A 13,047-nucleotide genomic window follows, 5' to 3' on the forward strand; every position below is an offset into this window, starting at 1 on the left:
TCAGAAGACTGTTGCACTTAGCAGCAGCCCTTGGAGGACTAGAAACCCCTACTATTCAGCGGGTCGTCTGCAAAGTATTACGTTTCCCGCGCGTAAATCTTTTGTGAACGATGGTGACAAACAAGAACTAACAGTGCATTCTTAGTTGTGACGCGGCTAACACACGGGCCGACAAGACCTTCGACTCAGGAGCACCATGAAACGCCCTCTCCCCATCGTTCTTCTCCTAACTTCGGTAGTGGCTTTGTCCGCCTGCACTTCGGCCGGCGCCCAGACACCAGCAGGATCCGCCGCGGCCGGCGGTACAACCCAGTCCGGACTCACAGCATCCGATGCCGTGGGCGATGTCGCAGCCAACGCTGCAGCTCAGGCACTTCTTCCGGCGAAGATTAAGGAGTCTGGCACGCTCAAGATCGGTGGGGAGACTCAGCTTCCTCCATACCTGTACACAGAGGGTGACAAGATCGTTGGGCTAGAGGCTGACTTCATGGTCGCGCTAGGCAAGGTCCTGGGGCTCCAGCCGGTGGTGGAGAATACGAAGTTCGCCGCGATGGTCACAGGTCTGACATCCAACCGGATCGATGTGGCCATGAGCGACTTCTCCGACACGGTCGAGCGTCAGAAGCAGGTCACCTTCGTCGACTACACCAAGGCTGGTCAGCAGCTCGTGGTCCAGAAGGGCAACCCGAAGGCCATTCAGTCTTTGACCGACCTTTGCGGAACGGCCACGGGAGGTCCGACGGGGTCGCTGTCCGTCAAAGTCGCACAGGAGCAGTCCGAAAAGTGCGTTGCGGAGGGCAAGTCAGCGATTGACATCAAGCAGTTCCCCTCAGGATCTGACGCGAGCCTGGCTCTTCAGAACAAACGGATCGATTCGCTTGCCTTCGATGCTGCCCTGGCTACCCAGCTGATGAGGGAAAAGCCTGACGCCGTCGAGGTCGCCGGAGACCTCTTTGCCTTGGGATACCACGGCGCGGCCGTGCGGAAAACCGACACCGAGCTGCAGAAGGCACTTCAAGCTGCGATGGATAGCCTCATGAGCGATGGCACCTACACGAAGATCATCAATAAGTGGGGCGTGGAGAAGATGGCCATGGACGGCACGGAAATCAACGCCGCCAAGTAGCACTCCGGCTTCCACGAAAGGCAGGAAATGACTACTAAGTCAGCCGGCGCTGTTCAAGCTCCGGAAGATCAGCGTCCCCATGCGCCATTGCGCATCATTCGGCGAAAAAAGACCGGCCAGCTGGTTCTGGCTGCCGTGCTCGTCGTCGTGATGATCTCGTTTGTCGTCAACCTTGCAGGCAACCCAAACCTTCAGTGGCCGACCATGTGGGAGTACGTATGGAATCCGCAGGTATTGCAAGGCCTGTGGACCACAATCGTCCTAACGGCGATCTGCATGGTTGCGGGCAGCTTGCTCGGTGTGCTCCTGGCAACCATGGCCTTGTCCGATAATGGGGTCCTTCGAGCGGTCTCGTTCGGTTATGTATGGATCTTCAGGGGCACCCCCCTGCTTGTCCAACTGATTCTTTGGTACAACCTCGCAGCCATCTTCCCGACACTGGGGCTGGGAATTCCGTTTACGGACATCGGCATAAGCGTCGACACCAACACCGCCATCACCGGGTTCGTGGCTGCCCTGCTTGGGTTCACTCTTAACGAGGCGGCCTACATGTCCGAAATCGTCCGCGCCAGCATCGGTTCCGTGCCACCCGGGCAGGCCGAGGCGGCGAAATCCATTGGCATGACCAGTGGCAGGACCATGCACCGCATTGTGCTTCCCCAGGCCATGAGGGTGCTGGTTCCGCCCACCGCCAACCAGGCAATCAACATGCTGAAGGCCACGTCCTTGGTTGCCTTCATTGCCGGCGGGGACCTCCTGACGGCGGTGCAGAACATCTATTCTGTGAACTTCGCCGTTATTCCGCTGCTGCTCACAGCCTGCTTCTGGTATCTCGCCATCGTGTCGGTGGCGAGCGTCGGACAGCATTTCCTTGAAAAGAAGGTCGGAAAGGGATTCACGACTTTCACGGCCGAGGCAGCCCTTGCTGCGGGCCCCGACACCGAGAGTGGTGAAAAACGATGAAGACAATGGTCGAAATCAGGAATGTCCGCAAGAAATTCGGCCACGTCGAGGTTCTCAAGGACATCAGTCTGACCGTCCAAGAGGGCACAGTGACCTCAATCCTGGGTCCTTCAGGGTCCGGGAAATCGACCCTGCTCCGGTGCATCAATCACCTGGAAACTGTGAGTGAGGGTGAAATCCTTGTCGACGGCGACCACATCGGTTACAAGCGAGTGGGTGACGCCCTCAAGGAGCTTTCGGGCAGGGAACTAGCCCGGCAGCGCGCCGGCATCGGCATGGTTTTTCAGAACTTCAATCTATTCGCCCACAAAACGGTGCTGGAAAATATCATTGAGGGCCCCGTGCAAATCCTCAAGCAGCCCAGGGCAAAGGCAAAGGCCAAAGCGTTCGAACTCTTGGACTCGATCGGTCTCCCCCACAAAGCTGACGCCCACCCCGCGCAGCTATCGGGAGGTCAGCAGCAGCGGATCGCCATTGCCAGGGCTCTTGCCATGGACCCGAAGGTTCTCCTGTTTGACGAACCGACGTCTGCACTCGATCCTGAACTCGTGGGCGAGGTTCTGGGCCTGATGAAAAAGGTCGCTGAATCCGGAATCACAATGTTGGTCGTTACCCACGAAATTGACTTCGCACGGGAGGTATCCGATCAGGTGGTGTTCATGGCGGATGGATATATCGTGGAAACCGGCGACCCAAGCCAGGTCCTCCGCGCCCCTGAACATCCTCGGACGCGTGAGTTCCTGGCCCGCGTGATCTGAGACAGGCACTTCAGGGTGGCGGCGACAAGCCTCCGCCCTGCGAACCAAGCGTCGTTGCAGACCTCTGGGTCCTGCAACGACGATTTACTTGCAGACTGAACAGCAGCACCTACCTGAAGGATTCCATACATGTCCGGTCTGGATGCAGCCCCCGCCAAGTCCGGGCTGCGCAAGGATGCCCTGAGAAACATCGGGCAGATCCTGAACGCAACAGGCGCCTTGCTCCGCTCTGATCCGGCCGGCGCGACCATGCAAGCAATTGCTGACCGCGCGAATGTCTCCCTGGCCACGGCGTACCGGTACTTCCCCACGCTGCAGAGCCTTCACAACGAGTTTCTTCACAGCGTCGTAGTAAACGTGCGCGATTACAGCCTGGCTTCACAGCTTTCCGGAAAGCCACTCTTTCGGGACATCGTGACCAAATGGGTGCAGATTCTGGACGTCTACGGCAAAGCCATGATCCAGATCCGTTCCAGGCAGGGTTTCCTCGAACGCCTGGACGCGAGCGATCCAGTCACCACCGCCATCACTGAAGTGTGGGAGAGACCGATCCGGGAGGTCCTGAGGGAGATCGGCGTCTCGGAGCGGTTCTTCCGCCCTGCGCTCTTTCTTTTCAACATGATCTTTGATCCGCGCGAAATCGAAGACCTCCGGTCGACAGAAGGACTGCCGGGGGATGAGATCGTAGCTGTCTTGAGCCAAGCCTATTTCGGTGCGGTCCTGGGTTGGGTCTCGGTACAGGCTGCGGATGAATCGACAAAGGGCCGCAGCCCCGCCGACAGGTGAAGAAGCAGGCCGAATCATTGTGATGGCCGCCGGCCGGGCAGATCAGGGTGCGTAGACTGCCGACCACGAACGTGGCTTGCACGGGTCCACTGCGGCTGCGGGCCATGACTCGTACGCCAGACGCCAGCGGGCCGGCTCACCGGCAGAGCACGGCATCATCGCACCCTGTTGCACGAAGCGGATTGCGCCTTCGGCATCCAGGGGCGCCCACCAGCCGCTCACCGGCGAGTGCGATCCGGTTGAAACCGTCGTGGAAGCACTTCGAGTGTTCGACCGAGGTTCGCTGTTCATGGTCCGGCCTGTATCCAACATCGGTGACTCCTGCGGTTCTAGCTGGACACAACAGCCGGGATCGGCCGTCCCGCAGCCTTGATCCTGTGCCGGAGGTCGTTTTCAAACTCGTCAATCTTCACCAGCTGGCCAAGGATCCGTTCGGCGTCTGCCATCGGCACGACAGCCACGCCGTCGCCGTCGGCAACGATGATGTCGCCTGGGTTCACAACGACGCCGCCGCAGGCAATGGGAAGAGACACCGTGCCTGGGCCGTTCTTGGCGGGACCTGCGGGCGAGACGCCCCTGGCCCAGAGAGGTAGGCCGAGGGCAGCTATGGCTTCGCGGTCCCGTGTCAGTCCGTCAATGACCACTCCCGCAACACCGGCCTGGATGCAGATCTCGGCGAGCAGATCACCGAACACGGCACGCGTCGTGCCGCCCAGCGCGTTGATGACCAAGAAGTCGCCCGGTTGGGCCTCGTCCAGCGCGCGGTGAATGGCGAGATTGTCCCCTTCCTTGGTCATCACGGTCAGAGCCGGCCCAACACACTGCTTCGAGGCCCACTGCGCGCGTATCCCGGTGTCCATCAGGTTAAGGCGGTCCATGGCATCGCCGACGTTGGCGACTGGGTATCCGGTGAAGGTGCGAATGACTTCCCTGCCCACCCCGTTCGCTGCGCGCGGATTGACAGTAAGGCTGGTGATGGGGGCGTCGATGAACATTGCTGTCTTTCCTCGCATCATTCGAAAGTATTGAAAATAGAATATCAATTGATAATCTATTCTTAGTTTGGCTCACTTCGGCGGCTAAGACAAGACCCCTCCGGGCCTTGTCTTGCGCCGCTTCTGCACCACCGAACCAGGAGTCCACCATGAACAAATATCGATCCAGCTCTGTCCAGACAGTCCTCGCCGGCTCCAAAGCTGTCGAGCGCATATCGGACGCCTCACGCAGACCCGCGTCGCTGGGCGTGAATTCGCCGGATGTGATCTCACTGTCGATGGGTGAACCCGACAGCGGAACGCCAGACCGCGTAGTTGAGGCGGCCGTGGCGGCGCTGCGTAATGGCCGCACCCGGTACACGCAACTCACGGGAGCACCTGAACTGCGAGGCGCTCTGGCGTCCACTCTTTCTGTGAAGGCAGGACGTGAAATATTTCCCGACCAAGTTGTCATCACCCACGGCGGCAGCGCAGGACTCGCCGCCTCTGTTCTTGCGCTTGTCGACCCAGGGGACCGAGTCCTTATACCGGAGCCGACCTATTCGCTCTACGCCGATCACCTAGCCATGGTGGGCGCTGACGCGCAGTGGGTTGCCAATCGCCAGGACGGAAGTCTGGACCTCGATCGACTCGCCAGGGAAGCGGCAACGTCCCGGATGATCATCTTGTGCAATCCCGGCAATCCGACCGGCCGGGTCTACTCACACGACGAACTCCGTGCCCTCGCCGGGATATTGGAAGAGAATCGGCACCTTCTTCTCCTAGCTGATGAAGCGTACGCGGACATCATCTTTGACGGCGCCGCCTTCCTGTCTACCCTCGAGCTCCACTCCGTTGCCGACCAGGTTATTTTCTGCAGCACATTTTCAAAGACCTATGCGATGACGGGGTGGCGTCTTGGGTACGTTGTTGCAGCATCGGAGCACGCTGCAAAGGTCAACCTCGTCCACCGCTCCATAAACGGCTCGGTCAACACATTCGTCCAAGATGCCGCCCTGACTGCCCTCCAGACACCGGAGGCAGATATCCGAGCGGCCGCGGCCTCGTACCAGCTCCGGCGTGACTTGGTGGCCAAGCGGCTGACCGGGCTCGCAGGAGTGACCCTACTTCAGCCACAGGGTGCGTTCTACGCCTTTCCGAAAATTGATTCCGGCCTGTCCTCCGATGAGATGACCGCCCGTTTTGCCGCTGCCGGCGTCATCGTTCGGTCTGGGAGCGAATACGGCCCTTCCGGTGAAGGCCACGTACGGATCTCGTTCGCAACGGACACCGCCAGCCTTGATGAGGGAATGCTGAGATTCGTCGAAACCGTCCTCTCCATGGTTCGACAGTCCTGACTGCTTGTCAGCAAGCGCCGGTCGAGCGTTGGTGGCCGGTCTGTGACAATATACGAAACCGAACTAGCGCCACGCGGCCGTAAGGAACATCAGTGCGCAGCGATACAAAAAGAAACCAACAACAGCTGATACAGGCCGTTGCGGAGGAAGTCCGGCAGAATCCGAACGGAATCTCGATGCAAAGTGTCGCAGTCCGCGCGAAGGTCGGCGTAGCCAGTGCGTACCGCTACTTTTCGTCGTTGGATGAGCTTCTAACGGCCTACATGGTGCAGATCATGGAGGAGCTACAGGATTTCGTGGCAGAATCCGCACTGACCGGGTCCGAGCTGTTCGAGGCGACGCTCGCCAGATGGGTGGATTTGGTCCTCGACCATGGGAAGGTGATGGTCCAGCTGCGGTCCCGCTCCGGGTACCTGGATCGCCTTGACCATGGCGACCGGGTCATCGGCGCTTCCCTGCTCATCTGGGAACGGCCTGTAGCCGGACTGCTGGAGGATCTCGGCCTGCCGGGCACAATGCTCCGGCAAGCACTGTTCATCAGTAACGCTCTATCTGACCCCCGCGAGGTCTTGGACCTCCACGAAGCAGACCGACTCTCCCGCGATGAGATCAGCCGAACATTGAGCGCCGCACTGGCGGGAGCACTCCGGGGGTTGAACGCCGTCCGAACTCAAAACACCCGGTCTTCGGATTTCGGTCAAGGCTGACCTTCGACCGCCGATTTCTTAGCGATCAGCCGGCGCCCTGGCCCTCGCGGGCCACCTCCTCCAGGACCCTGGCTGTCGGCGACGCCGACACCAGTTGCCCTATCACCTCCGGTTTGTCCCATACCTGGCTGCGGAGCCGTTCCAGAAAGACGGTCGCCGCGTCCTTGGTGTCGAAGTCCAGCAGCACGGCGATGCTGTTCTGGTCCTCGGCATCCCGGAACACCCGGACAGACCGGGCACCTGAGGCGGCGCGGCCTGCGGGATCGCTGTCGAAGACCTTCTTCCATGCCTCGTAGTCCCGGACCTGATAGCCAATCTGCAGGGTGAACATCGTCGGTTCCTTTCCTCGGGCTGATTCAGGTCCACGATAGGACGTCCAGCGGCCTCCCGGTAGGGCCGGAGGGCCGCCTCGCCCGCCTCGCGCGGCGCGGGCCGCAGAAAATGCCCGGCTGGCCCGGACACCTTTTCCTCCAGCTGAGACAATGTCCCAATGGACATCGCGCTGGGACTCCTGGTTCTCGTCGCGGTGGTCTGCGCCGGCAGCGCGCTGGGCAGGAAGCTCAACATTTCGGTGCCACTGCTGCTGGTGTTGGCCGGCGTGGCGGGCTCCTTCCTCCCCTTCGTCCCGCACATTGAGCTGAACCCGGAAGTGGTCCTTGTGGGACTGTTGCCGCCGCTGCTGTACGCCGCGGCGCTTCGGACTTCGCTCTTCGATTTCAGCTCCAACCGCCGCGCCATCGGACTGCTCTCGGTGGGCTATGTCATCTTCGGAACCTTCGCAGTGGGCTTTGTGGTCTGGTGGTTGTTCCCGGAAATCCCCTTGGCTGCCGCTATCGCTCTCGGCGCGGTCGTGGCGCCGCCGGATGCTGTGGCGGCCACCGCCATCGCGAGGAAGGTGAGGATGCCACGCAGGATCGTCACCATCCTCGAGGGTGAATCCCTGGTCAACGACGCCACCGCCCTGATCTGCCTTCGCGCCGCCATCGCCGCGATCGCGGGTTCGGTGTCCTTGACGGGGATCGCCGGTGACTTCCTGCTCGCGGCCGGGGGCGGGATGGTGGTGGGCATGGCAGCCGCCTACGTGCTGACCGAGCTCCGCAAACGGACCCGGAACGTCGCCATTAACACGTCGACGTCGTTGATAGCCCCGCTCGTCGCATACCTTCCCGCGGAGGCGATTCACGCGTCCGGCGTACTCGCCGTCGTCGTTACCGGGTTGGTGATGGGCACCAAGGCGCCCTCCATGCCCAACGGCGCCGCCCGGCTGAGTCAGCGCAGCAATTGGAACACTGTGCAGTTTCTGCTGGAAAACGCGGTATTCCTGCTGATCGGGCTGCAGGTGCGGACCATAATCGACGGAGTCCAAGACGACTCCTTGGGCGCCGGGCGGATTTGGGCCGGCTGCGCTGTGATCCTGCTGGCCGTGCTGGTGCTCCGGCCGGTGTGGGTTTTCCCGGCCACTTACCTGCCCCGCCTGATTCCGGCCGTGCGGCGGAATGACCCGGCGCCGCCGTGGCAGTTCGCGGCGATTGTCTCCTGGGCCGGGATGCGGGGAGTGGTCACCCTGGCCGCGGTGCTGGTGCTGCCCGCAGATCTGGAGCACCGTTCGGTGCTGATTCTGGCCGCCCTGGTGGTGGTGGGCGGCACGCTGACGCTGCAGGGGTTCACGCTTCCGGGGTTGGTCCGTCTCCTGAGGGTCCAGGGCCCAGACCAGCGCGAAGACGCGTTGAACCAGGCTTCGCTGATGCAGCTGGCCACCGCTGCCGGAGTTGCCCGCCTGCAGGAACTGCGCACGGAGAACGATCCGCCAGAGGTGGTGGCCATGCTGAAGCGGCGCACCCAGGAGCGCGGTTTGGCTGCTTGGGAACGGCTGGGCCGTCCGTCGGCGGAAACGGCGACCCCAAGCGCGCGTTATGCCTGGCTGCGGCTGGCCATGCTGGATGCGGAACGGGCCAAGGTACTGGAACTGAGGCGAGGCGGCGAGTACGCGCAGGAGGTCCTCAGTGATGTGCTGGACCGGCTGGATGTTGAGGAGTCCATGTTGGACATGGCGTTGGACGAGGTGGACACCTCCGGCGAGGGCGGCGGGGAAGGGATCGCGAGGCCGGGCGGAGTATGTGCCCACCTCGAGTCGGCCCGGTCTCCGGAGGTACCCGGGGACCCCTTCTGCGCGAACTGCCGGAAGGAAGGCACGACGACGGTGCACCTGCGGATGTGCCTGGCGTGCAGCCAAGTGGGGTGCTGTGATTCCTCACCCGGAAGCCACGCCTCGAGGCACTTCGAAGCGACCGGGCACCCGGTCATGCGGAGCATCGAGCCGGGCGAAGACTGGCGCTGGTGCTATCAGGACGACCTGCTGGGATGATTAAGAACGTCTCTTCCAGCACCGGGGAGGTCACCGTGCAACCTGAAACCGTCGACGTCACCGCCGGCCCAATCGCCGGAGCCATCCGGGTCCGCTGGAAGCTCAGCGCCCGGGAATGAACCACGTGGGCGGACGCGACGAGGCGCCCACGGGAAACGTGGCGCTCGTGACCGGCGCGAGCCGAGGGGTGGGCCGGGGCATCGCACTTGGCCTCCTGGCCGCGGGGTTTCAGGTGTACGGCACGGGCCGCTCGATCGACCAGGCGGATCTGCCGCGGGAGATACGGCGCCTGCGCTGCGACCATCTCAAAGACGACGAGACGGGGCACGTGATTGAAGTGATCCGGTCCGAGCGGGGCCGTCTGGATCTCCTCGTCAATTGCGCCTGGGGCGGCTACGAGCAGATGGTCGAAGGCGGTGCGTTCACGTGGCCTGCGCCGTTTTGGGAGCAGCCGATGCACCGCTGGACCGGCATGATCGACGCCGGCGTCCGCGCGGCATTTGTTTGTTCGGCGCACGCTGAGCGCCTGATGACGCCGCGGCACAGCGGGCTGATCGTCAACATCAGCTTCTGGGCCGCGCAGCGTCACCTCGGCAACACGATCTACGGCATCGCCAAGGCGGCGACGGACAAGATGACGTCCGACACGGCCATCGAGCTGAAACCTTTCGACGTTCCGGTCATCTCGCTCTACCCGGGCCTGGTGCGAACCGAGGCGGTCCTGGCGGCGGCGGAGAGTGGCGCGTTCGATCTCTCGACCAGCGAGAGCCCCGAGTTCATCGGCCGCGTGATCAGCGCGCTATTCCACGATCCGAACCTGATGGCCCGGACCGGCCAGGTGCTCGTCGCCGCCGCGGTTGCGAAGGAGTTCGGCGTACTGGACATCGACGGAAGTTCGCCGCCGGCCCTGACCCCTGCGGACATCCAAGACGGGCTTTGAACTAGTTGGCACAGCCGTCGTCGTCCTCCACTCGCCTACGGCCAACCGGCACCTTTCCGGCCTTCTCCGCTGGCCCTTTTGCAGGGGCCGAACTGCCGGTTTTTCCGCTATCGCCGCATTCGGGGCCGTGGTACGTTCAGCGTTATCAGGATGTCCCGACGCGGCCCCTTGACCAGCCCGGCTCCTGGCCCTACCCCAGAAAGCTGAGGCAATGATGCCAACACTGATGATTTTTCACGAAGTCGACGACGTTGAGCACTGGCTCAGCTCACCAAAAAGGGAAGAGGTATTCGGGCCTCTGGGCATCACGGTCCGAACGTTCATCGACCCGGCAAAGAGCAACCGTGTGGGCCTGATCGTCCAAGTCCCCGACATGGAAACCTTCCAGCGGATCATGGAGTCCGAAGAGACAGCCGAAGCCATGAAATTCGACGGCGTCCGTCCGGAAACAATCCTGACGCTGGTCGAGCCTTAGGCCCGACCAGCTCCGATGACAAAAGAGCCGGCGCATCCTTCGACCCTTTCATTGGGGCCGGGAGGCGTCGCATGATGAGCGCATGGCGTACATCGCATCCGCCGACGAGTCCGCTGTTGCCAAGGCTCAACACGAGCTCCAGGAGGCCGGCGTCCGCACCGTGATCGGCACGGTGGTGAACGCTTCGGGCATCACGCTGGCCAAGAGCGTCCCGCTGGCCCGGCTCGGAGCCTTCCACCTGTCCGGGATGGGCGCCGCCCCCGTCTGGCATGTCTTCACCATCGACGGCGGGATAGCGTTCACGGACACCATCACCACCGTTGGCGACATGCGCCTGAAGATCGATATCGCGGGACTCCGTGTCCTGCCGGGCGGCCGGGCCTGGGCGCCGGGCAGCCTGTTCGAACAAGACGGAACCGCTTCTCCGGCCTGTGCCCGCGGGCTGCTGGCCGACGTCGACGGCAGACTCGACGCGGCCGGCTACCAGGCACTCGTGGGCCACGAACTGGAATTCTTTCTCGTCGCCCCGGACGGTTCAGCGCTGGAAACCGTGCCCTGGGTTCCGTACGGGGCGACCGGTCTGCTGGACCGGTCGGAGTTCCTCGATGATCTGCTGTCAGCACTGAACCAGGCCGGCGTTCCGGCGGAACAGGTCCATGCCGAGTACGGCAGGAACCAGTTCGAGTTTTCCCTTCCCCCTGCTCCGCCGGTTCGAGCCGCGGACGCCGTGGTCTTGTCCAAGATCATGGTTGGCATCGTTGCCCGGGCCCACAACATGCAGGCCTCGTTCTCCCCGCTGCCGTTTGCCGGCACCGTCGGAAACGGCGCCCACCAGCACTTCTCGCTCCACAAGAACGGCCTGCCGCTGTTCTCCGGCGGCGGCGGACCGCACGGCATTTCCGCCGAGGGAGGCGCGGCCATTGGCGGCATCATCGCTGGGCTCCCCGAGATCCAGGGTTTTCTCACGGGATCGGTCTTGTCCGGAAGCCGCCTGGCACCCGGCACGTGGTCGGGCGCCTACTTGTGCTGGGGCCTGGAAAACCGGGAGGCCTCGGTGCGCTTCCTGGAGGAGGGCGAGAGCAACCCGCACGGAGCCAACGTCGAGGTGAAAATCATCGACCCGTCGTCGAACGTGTATCTCGCGTCCGCAGCCATCCTTGCGCTCGCCCTGGGCGGCATCCGCCACGGGCGCAGGCTGCCGCCACAGATCCCCGGCGACCCCGGACGGCTCTCCGAGGACGAGCGGCGCCGGGCCAACATCCGGCTGCTCCCGGGCTCCCCCGCCGACATCATCGACACGCTGGACACCTCACGCCTGGCACGCGGGCTCCTCGGCGACGCCATCGTCGATGCCACGGTGGCCGTCCGCCGCTATGAACAGCGAATGTCCGCGGGACTCCCGCCGGACGAGCTTGCTGAACGCTTCCGACTTGCCTGGTCGATCTGATGGCGCCCGGCTCCTTCACGGACTTCGTCGACCACGTCAGCCTGATCGATCACCACGTGCATGGCGCGTTTTACGCCGACGGTGATGAGGCACGCTTCCAGAACGCGCTCAACGAGGGGAACACCGAACCGCTGGCCCACCCCGGGGACGCGTACAACTCGCAGATCGGGCTCGCCATCCGGCGCTGGTGCAGCGGCATTCTTGACCTGCCGCGGCACGCCCCACCGACGGACTACTGGCTCCGGCGCTCCGAGCTGGGCGAACTCGAGGTGTGCCGGCGCATGACCCGCGCTGCCGGCGTGAGCGACTGGCTGATCGATACGGGACTGGATGCGCCTGGCTACCTCGGCACGGCCGGCATGGACGACGTCTCCGGCGGCCGGACCCACGAGATCGTCCGGCTGGAACTGGTCGCCGAGTCGCTGATCCAGGAGATCGCCAACCCCGCGGATTACGTCGACGAGTTCGGCCAGCGGCTTCAAGAGCTCACCCGCAGCGCCGTGGCCGTCAAAACAGTGCTCGCCTACCGCGCCGGATTCGACCAAAATCTCAGCCGGCCGTCACCGGCCGCAGTCGTTGAAGCAGCCCGCCGGTGGCAGGAGAACCTGCGCACCGGCACCCACGTGAGGCTCACGGATGTGACCCTCCTTGCCCACGGGATCCACACGGCCGTGTCGATGAAGCTTCCGCTGCAGTTCCATGTGGGGTTCGGGGACCGCGACCTCGACCTCCATAAGACCAGCCCCCTGTACCTCCTGGATTTTCTGCGGGCCCGCGACGTCCGGGACACACCGATCATGCTGCTCCACTGCTATCCGTTCGAGCGCGAAGCCGGCTATTTGGCCCACGCCTTTGAAAACGTCTACCTCGATGTGGGGCTCGCCGTGAACTACACCGGGTCACGGAGCCCGGATCTGGTGGCCCGCTCCTTCGAACTGGCCCCCTTCACGAAAATCCTTTACTCCTCCGACGCGTTCGGCCCGGCCGAACTGCACTACCTCGGCGCGAAACTGTGGCGCAACGCCATCACCAAAGTGGTCGGCGGATGGATCGACGACGACGACTGTTCCGAGGCGGACGCCCGCAGGATCGTGCAGCTCGTCGCACACGGCAACGCCCGCCGTGTGTACGCGCTCCCCTGAGCGCCG

14 protein-coding genes are annotated in these 13,047 nt (G+C 63.1%); 12 read left to right on the top strand and 2 right to left on the bottom strand.

All coding sequences use genetic code 11. From position 1 onward, the window contains the following. The first annotated feature begins 196 nt into the window (after positions 1–196). From AC1DF4_RS09505 to AC1DF4_RS09520, 4 genes are all read left to right on the top strand, one after another. The gene (locus AC1DF4_RS09505; RefSeq protein ID WP_476912659.1) at positions 197–1,126 is read left to right on the top strand and encodes an ABC transporter substrate-binding protein; all 930 of its coding nucleotides are present in this window, start codon (positions 197–199) and stop codon (positions 1,124–1,126) included. Positions 1,127–1,153: 27 nt separating this feature from the next. Next, entirely contained in the window at positions 1,154–2,089 is a 936-nt protein-coding gene (locus AC1DF4_RS09510) for an amino acid ABC transporter permease (RefSeq protein ID WP_476912660.1), read from the top strand. A 5-nt stretch (positions 2,090–2,094) separates the two neighbouring features. After that, entirely contained in the window at positions 2,095–2,847 is a 753-nt protein-coding gene (locus AC1DF4_RS09515) for an amino acid ABC transporter ATP-binding protein (protein ID WP_476912661.1), read from the top strand. 129 nt (positions 2,848–2,976) lie between these two features. Continuing rightward, the gene (locus tag AC1DF4_RS09520) at positions 2,977–3,633 is read left to right on the top strand and encodes a TetR/AcrR family transcriptional regulator (RefSeq protein ID WP_476912662.1); all 657 of its coding nucleotides are present in this window, start codon (positions 2,977–2,979) and stop codon (positions 3,631–3,633) included. Between the two features lie 329 nt (positions 3,634–3,962). On the opposite strand, the gene AC1DF4_RS09525 is transcribed toward AC1DF4_RS09520, so the two are convergent. After that, positions 3,963–4,649, bottom strand: coding sequence for an RraA family protein (locus AC1DF4_RS09525; RefSeq protein ID WP_476912663.1), 687 nt, complete (start codon positions 4,647–4,649; stop codon positions 3,963–3,965). A gap of 128 nt (positions 4,650–4,777) precedes the next feature. Here AC1DF4_RS09525 and AC1DF4_RS09530 point away from each other — a divergent pair, with 128 nt between their 5' ends. Further along, positions 4,778–5,965: a pyridoxal phosphate-dependent aminotransferase gene (locus AC1DF4_RS09530; protein ID WP_476912664.1), complete on the top strand. Its 1,188-nt coding sequence runs from the start codon at positions 4,778–4,780 to the stop codon at positions 5,963–5,965. A 92-nt stretch (positions 5,966–6,057) separates the two neighbouring features. After that, complete coding sequence (locus AC1DF4_RS09535) at positions 6,058–6,672, top strand: TetR/AcrR family transcriptional regulator (RefSeq protein ID WP_476912665.1); 615 nt, start codon at positions 6,058–6,060, stop codon at positions 6,670–6,672. A 25-nt stretch (positions 6,673–6,697) separates the two neighbouring features. Here the strand turns inward: AC1DF4_RS09535 and AC1DF4_RS09540 are convergent, their stop codons facing one another. Further along, positions 6,698–7,003 carry a hypothetical protein gene (locus AC1DF4_RS09540; protein ID WP_476912666.1) on the bottom strand — a complete coding sequence of 102 codons (306 nt, stop codon included), beginning with the start codon at positions 7,001–7,003 and terminating at the stop codon, positions 6,698–6,700. Between the two features lie 159 nt (positions 7,004–7,162). On the opposite strand from AC1DF4_RS09540, the gene AC1DF4_RS09545 reads away from it, so the two are divergent. The 6 genes from AC1DF4_RS09545 to AC1DF4_RS09570 all read left to right on the top strand — a co-directional run bounded on the left by AC1DF4_RS09545 (position 7,163) and on the right by AC1DF4_RS09570 (position 13,041). Then, positions 7,163–9,037 carry a Na+/H+ antiporter gene (locus AC1DF4_RS09545; RefSeq protein WP_476912667.1) on the top strand — a complete coding sequence of 625 codons (1,875 nt, stop codon included), beginning with the start codon at positions 7,163–7,165 and terminating at the stop codon, positions 9,035–9,037. Next, the gene (locus AC1DF4_RS09550) at positions 9,034–9,156 is read left to right on the top strand and encodes a hypothetical protein (RefSeq protein WP_476912668.1); all 123 of its coding nucleotides are present in this window, start codon (positions 9,034–9,036) and stop codon (positions 9,154–9,156) included. Before AC1DF4_RS09545 ends, AC1DF4_RS09550 begins: the two co-directional genes overlap by 4 nt. Next, the gene (locus AC1DF4_RS09555) at positions 9,153–9,977 is read left to right on the top strand and encodes an SDR family NAD(P)-dependent oxidoreductase (RefSeq protein WP_476912669.1); all 825 of its coding nucleotides are present in this window, start codon (positions 9,153–9,155) and stop codon (positions 9,975–9,977) included. The genes AC1DF4_RS09550 and AC1DF4_RS09555 overlap by 4 nt, the downstream gene beginning before the upstream one ends. Positions 9,978–10,203: 226 nt before the next feature. Beyond that, complete coding sequence (locus AC1DF4_RS09560; RefSeq protein ID WP_476912670.1) at positions 10,204–10,452, top strand: hypothetical protein; 249 nt, start codon at positions 10,204–10,206, stop codon at positions 10,450–10,452. A gap of 82 nt (positions 10,453–10,534) precedes the next feature. Then, positions 10,535–11,899 (top strand): type I glutamate--ammonia ligase, encoded by a 1,365-nt coding sequence (locus AC1DF4_RS09565; RefSeq protein ID WP_476912671.1) that lies wholly within the window; start codon positions 10,535–10,537, stop codon positions 11,897–11,899. Beyond that, positions 11,899–13,041: an amidohydrolase family protein gene (locus AC1DF4_RS09570; RefSeq protein ID WP_476912672.1), complete on the top strand. Its 1,143-nt coding sequence runs from the start codon at positions 11,899–11,901 to the stop codon at positions 13,039–13,041. The genes AC1DF4_RS09565 and AC1DF4_RS09570 overlap by 1 nt, the downstream gene beginning before the upstream one ends. Positions 13,042–13,047 lie beyond the last annotated feature (6 nt).

This window comes from Arthrobacter sp. 05N429, from assembly GCF_056397045.1.

What these genes read in the sequence shown, in the direction of transcription:
- AC1DF4_RS09505 (WP_476912659.1), top strand. Translation starts at nt 197, where the DNA reads ATGAAACGCCCTCTCCCCATCGTTCTTCTCCTAACTTCGGTAGTGGCT.
- AC1DF4_RS09510 (WP_476912660.1), top strand. Translation starts at nt 1,154, where the DNA reads ATGACTACTAAGTCAGCCGGCGCTGTTCAAGCTCCGGAAGATCAGCGT.
- AC1DF4_RS09515 (WP_476912661.1), top strand. Translation starts at nt 2,095, where the DNA reads ATGGTCGAAATCAGGAATGTCCGCAAGAAATTCGGCCACGTCGAGGTT.
- AC1DF4_RS09520 (WP_476912662.1), top strand. Translation starts at nt 2,977, where the DNA reads ATGTCCGGTCTGGATGCAGCCCCCGCCAAGTCCGGGCTGCGCAAGGAT.
- AC1DF4_RS09525 (WP_476912663.1), bottom strand. Translation starts at nt 4,649, where the DNA reads ATGATGCGAGGAAAGACAGCAATGTTCATCGACGCCCCCATCACCAGC.
- AC1DF4_RS09530 (WP_476912664.1), top strand. Translation starts at nt 4,778, where the DNA reads ATGAACAAATATCGATCCAGCTCTGTCCAGACAGTCCTCGCCGGCTCC.
- AC1DF4_RS09540 (WP_476912666.1), bottom strand. Translation starts at nt 7,003, where the DNA reads ATGTTCACCCTGCAGATTGGCTATCAGGTCCGGGACTACGAGGCATGG.
- AC1DF4_RS09545 (WP_476912667.1), top strand. Translation starts at nt 7,163, where the DNA reads ATGGACATCGCGCTGGGACTCCTGGTTCTCGTCGCGGTGGTCTGCGCC.
- AC1DF4_RS09550 (WP_476912668.1), top strand. Translation starts at nt 9,034, where the DNA reads ATGATTAAGAACGTCTCTTCCAGCACCGGGGAGGTCACCGTGCAACCT.
- AC1DF4_RS09555 (WP_476912669.1), top strand. Translation starts at nt 9,153, where the DNA reads ATGAACCACGTGGGCGGACGCGACGAGGCGCCCACGGGAAACGTGGCG.
- AC1DF4_RS09560 (WP_476912670.1), top strand. Translation starts at nt 10,204, where the DNA reads ATGATTTTTCACGAAGTCGACGACGTTGAGCACTGGCTCAGCTCACCA.
- AC1DF4_RS09565 (WP_476912671.1), top strand. Translation starts at nt 10,535, where the DNA reads ATGGCGTACATCGCATCCGCCGACGAGTCCGCTGTTGCCAAGGCTCAA.
- AC1DF4_RS09570 (WP_476912672.1), top strand. Translation starts at nt 11,899, where the DNA reads ATGGCGCCCGGCTCCTTCACGGACTTCGTCGACCACGTCAGCCTGATC.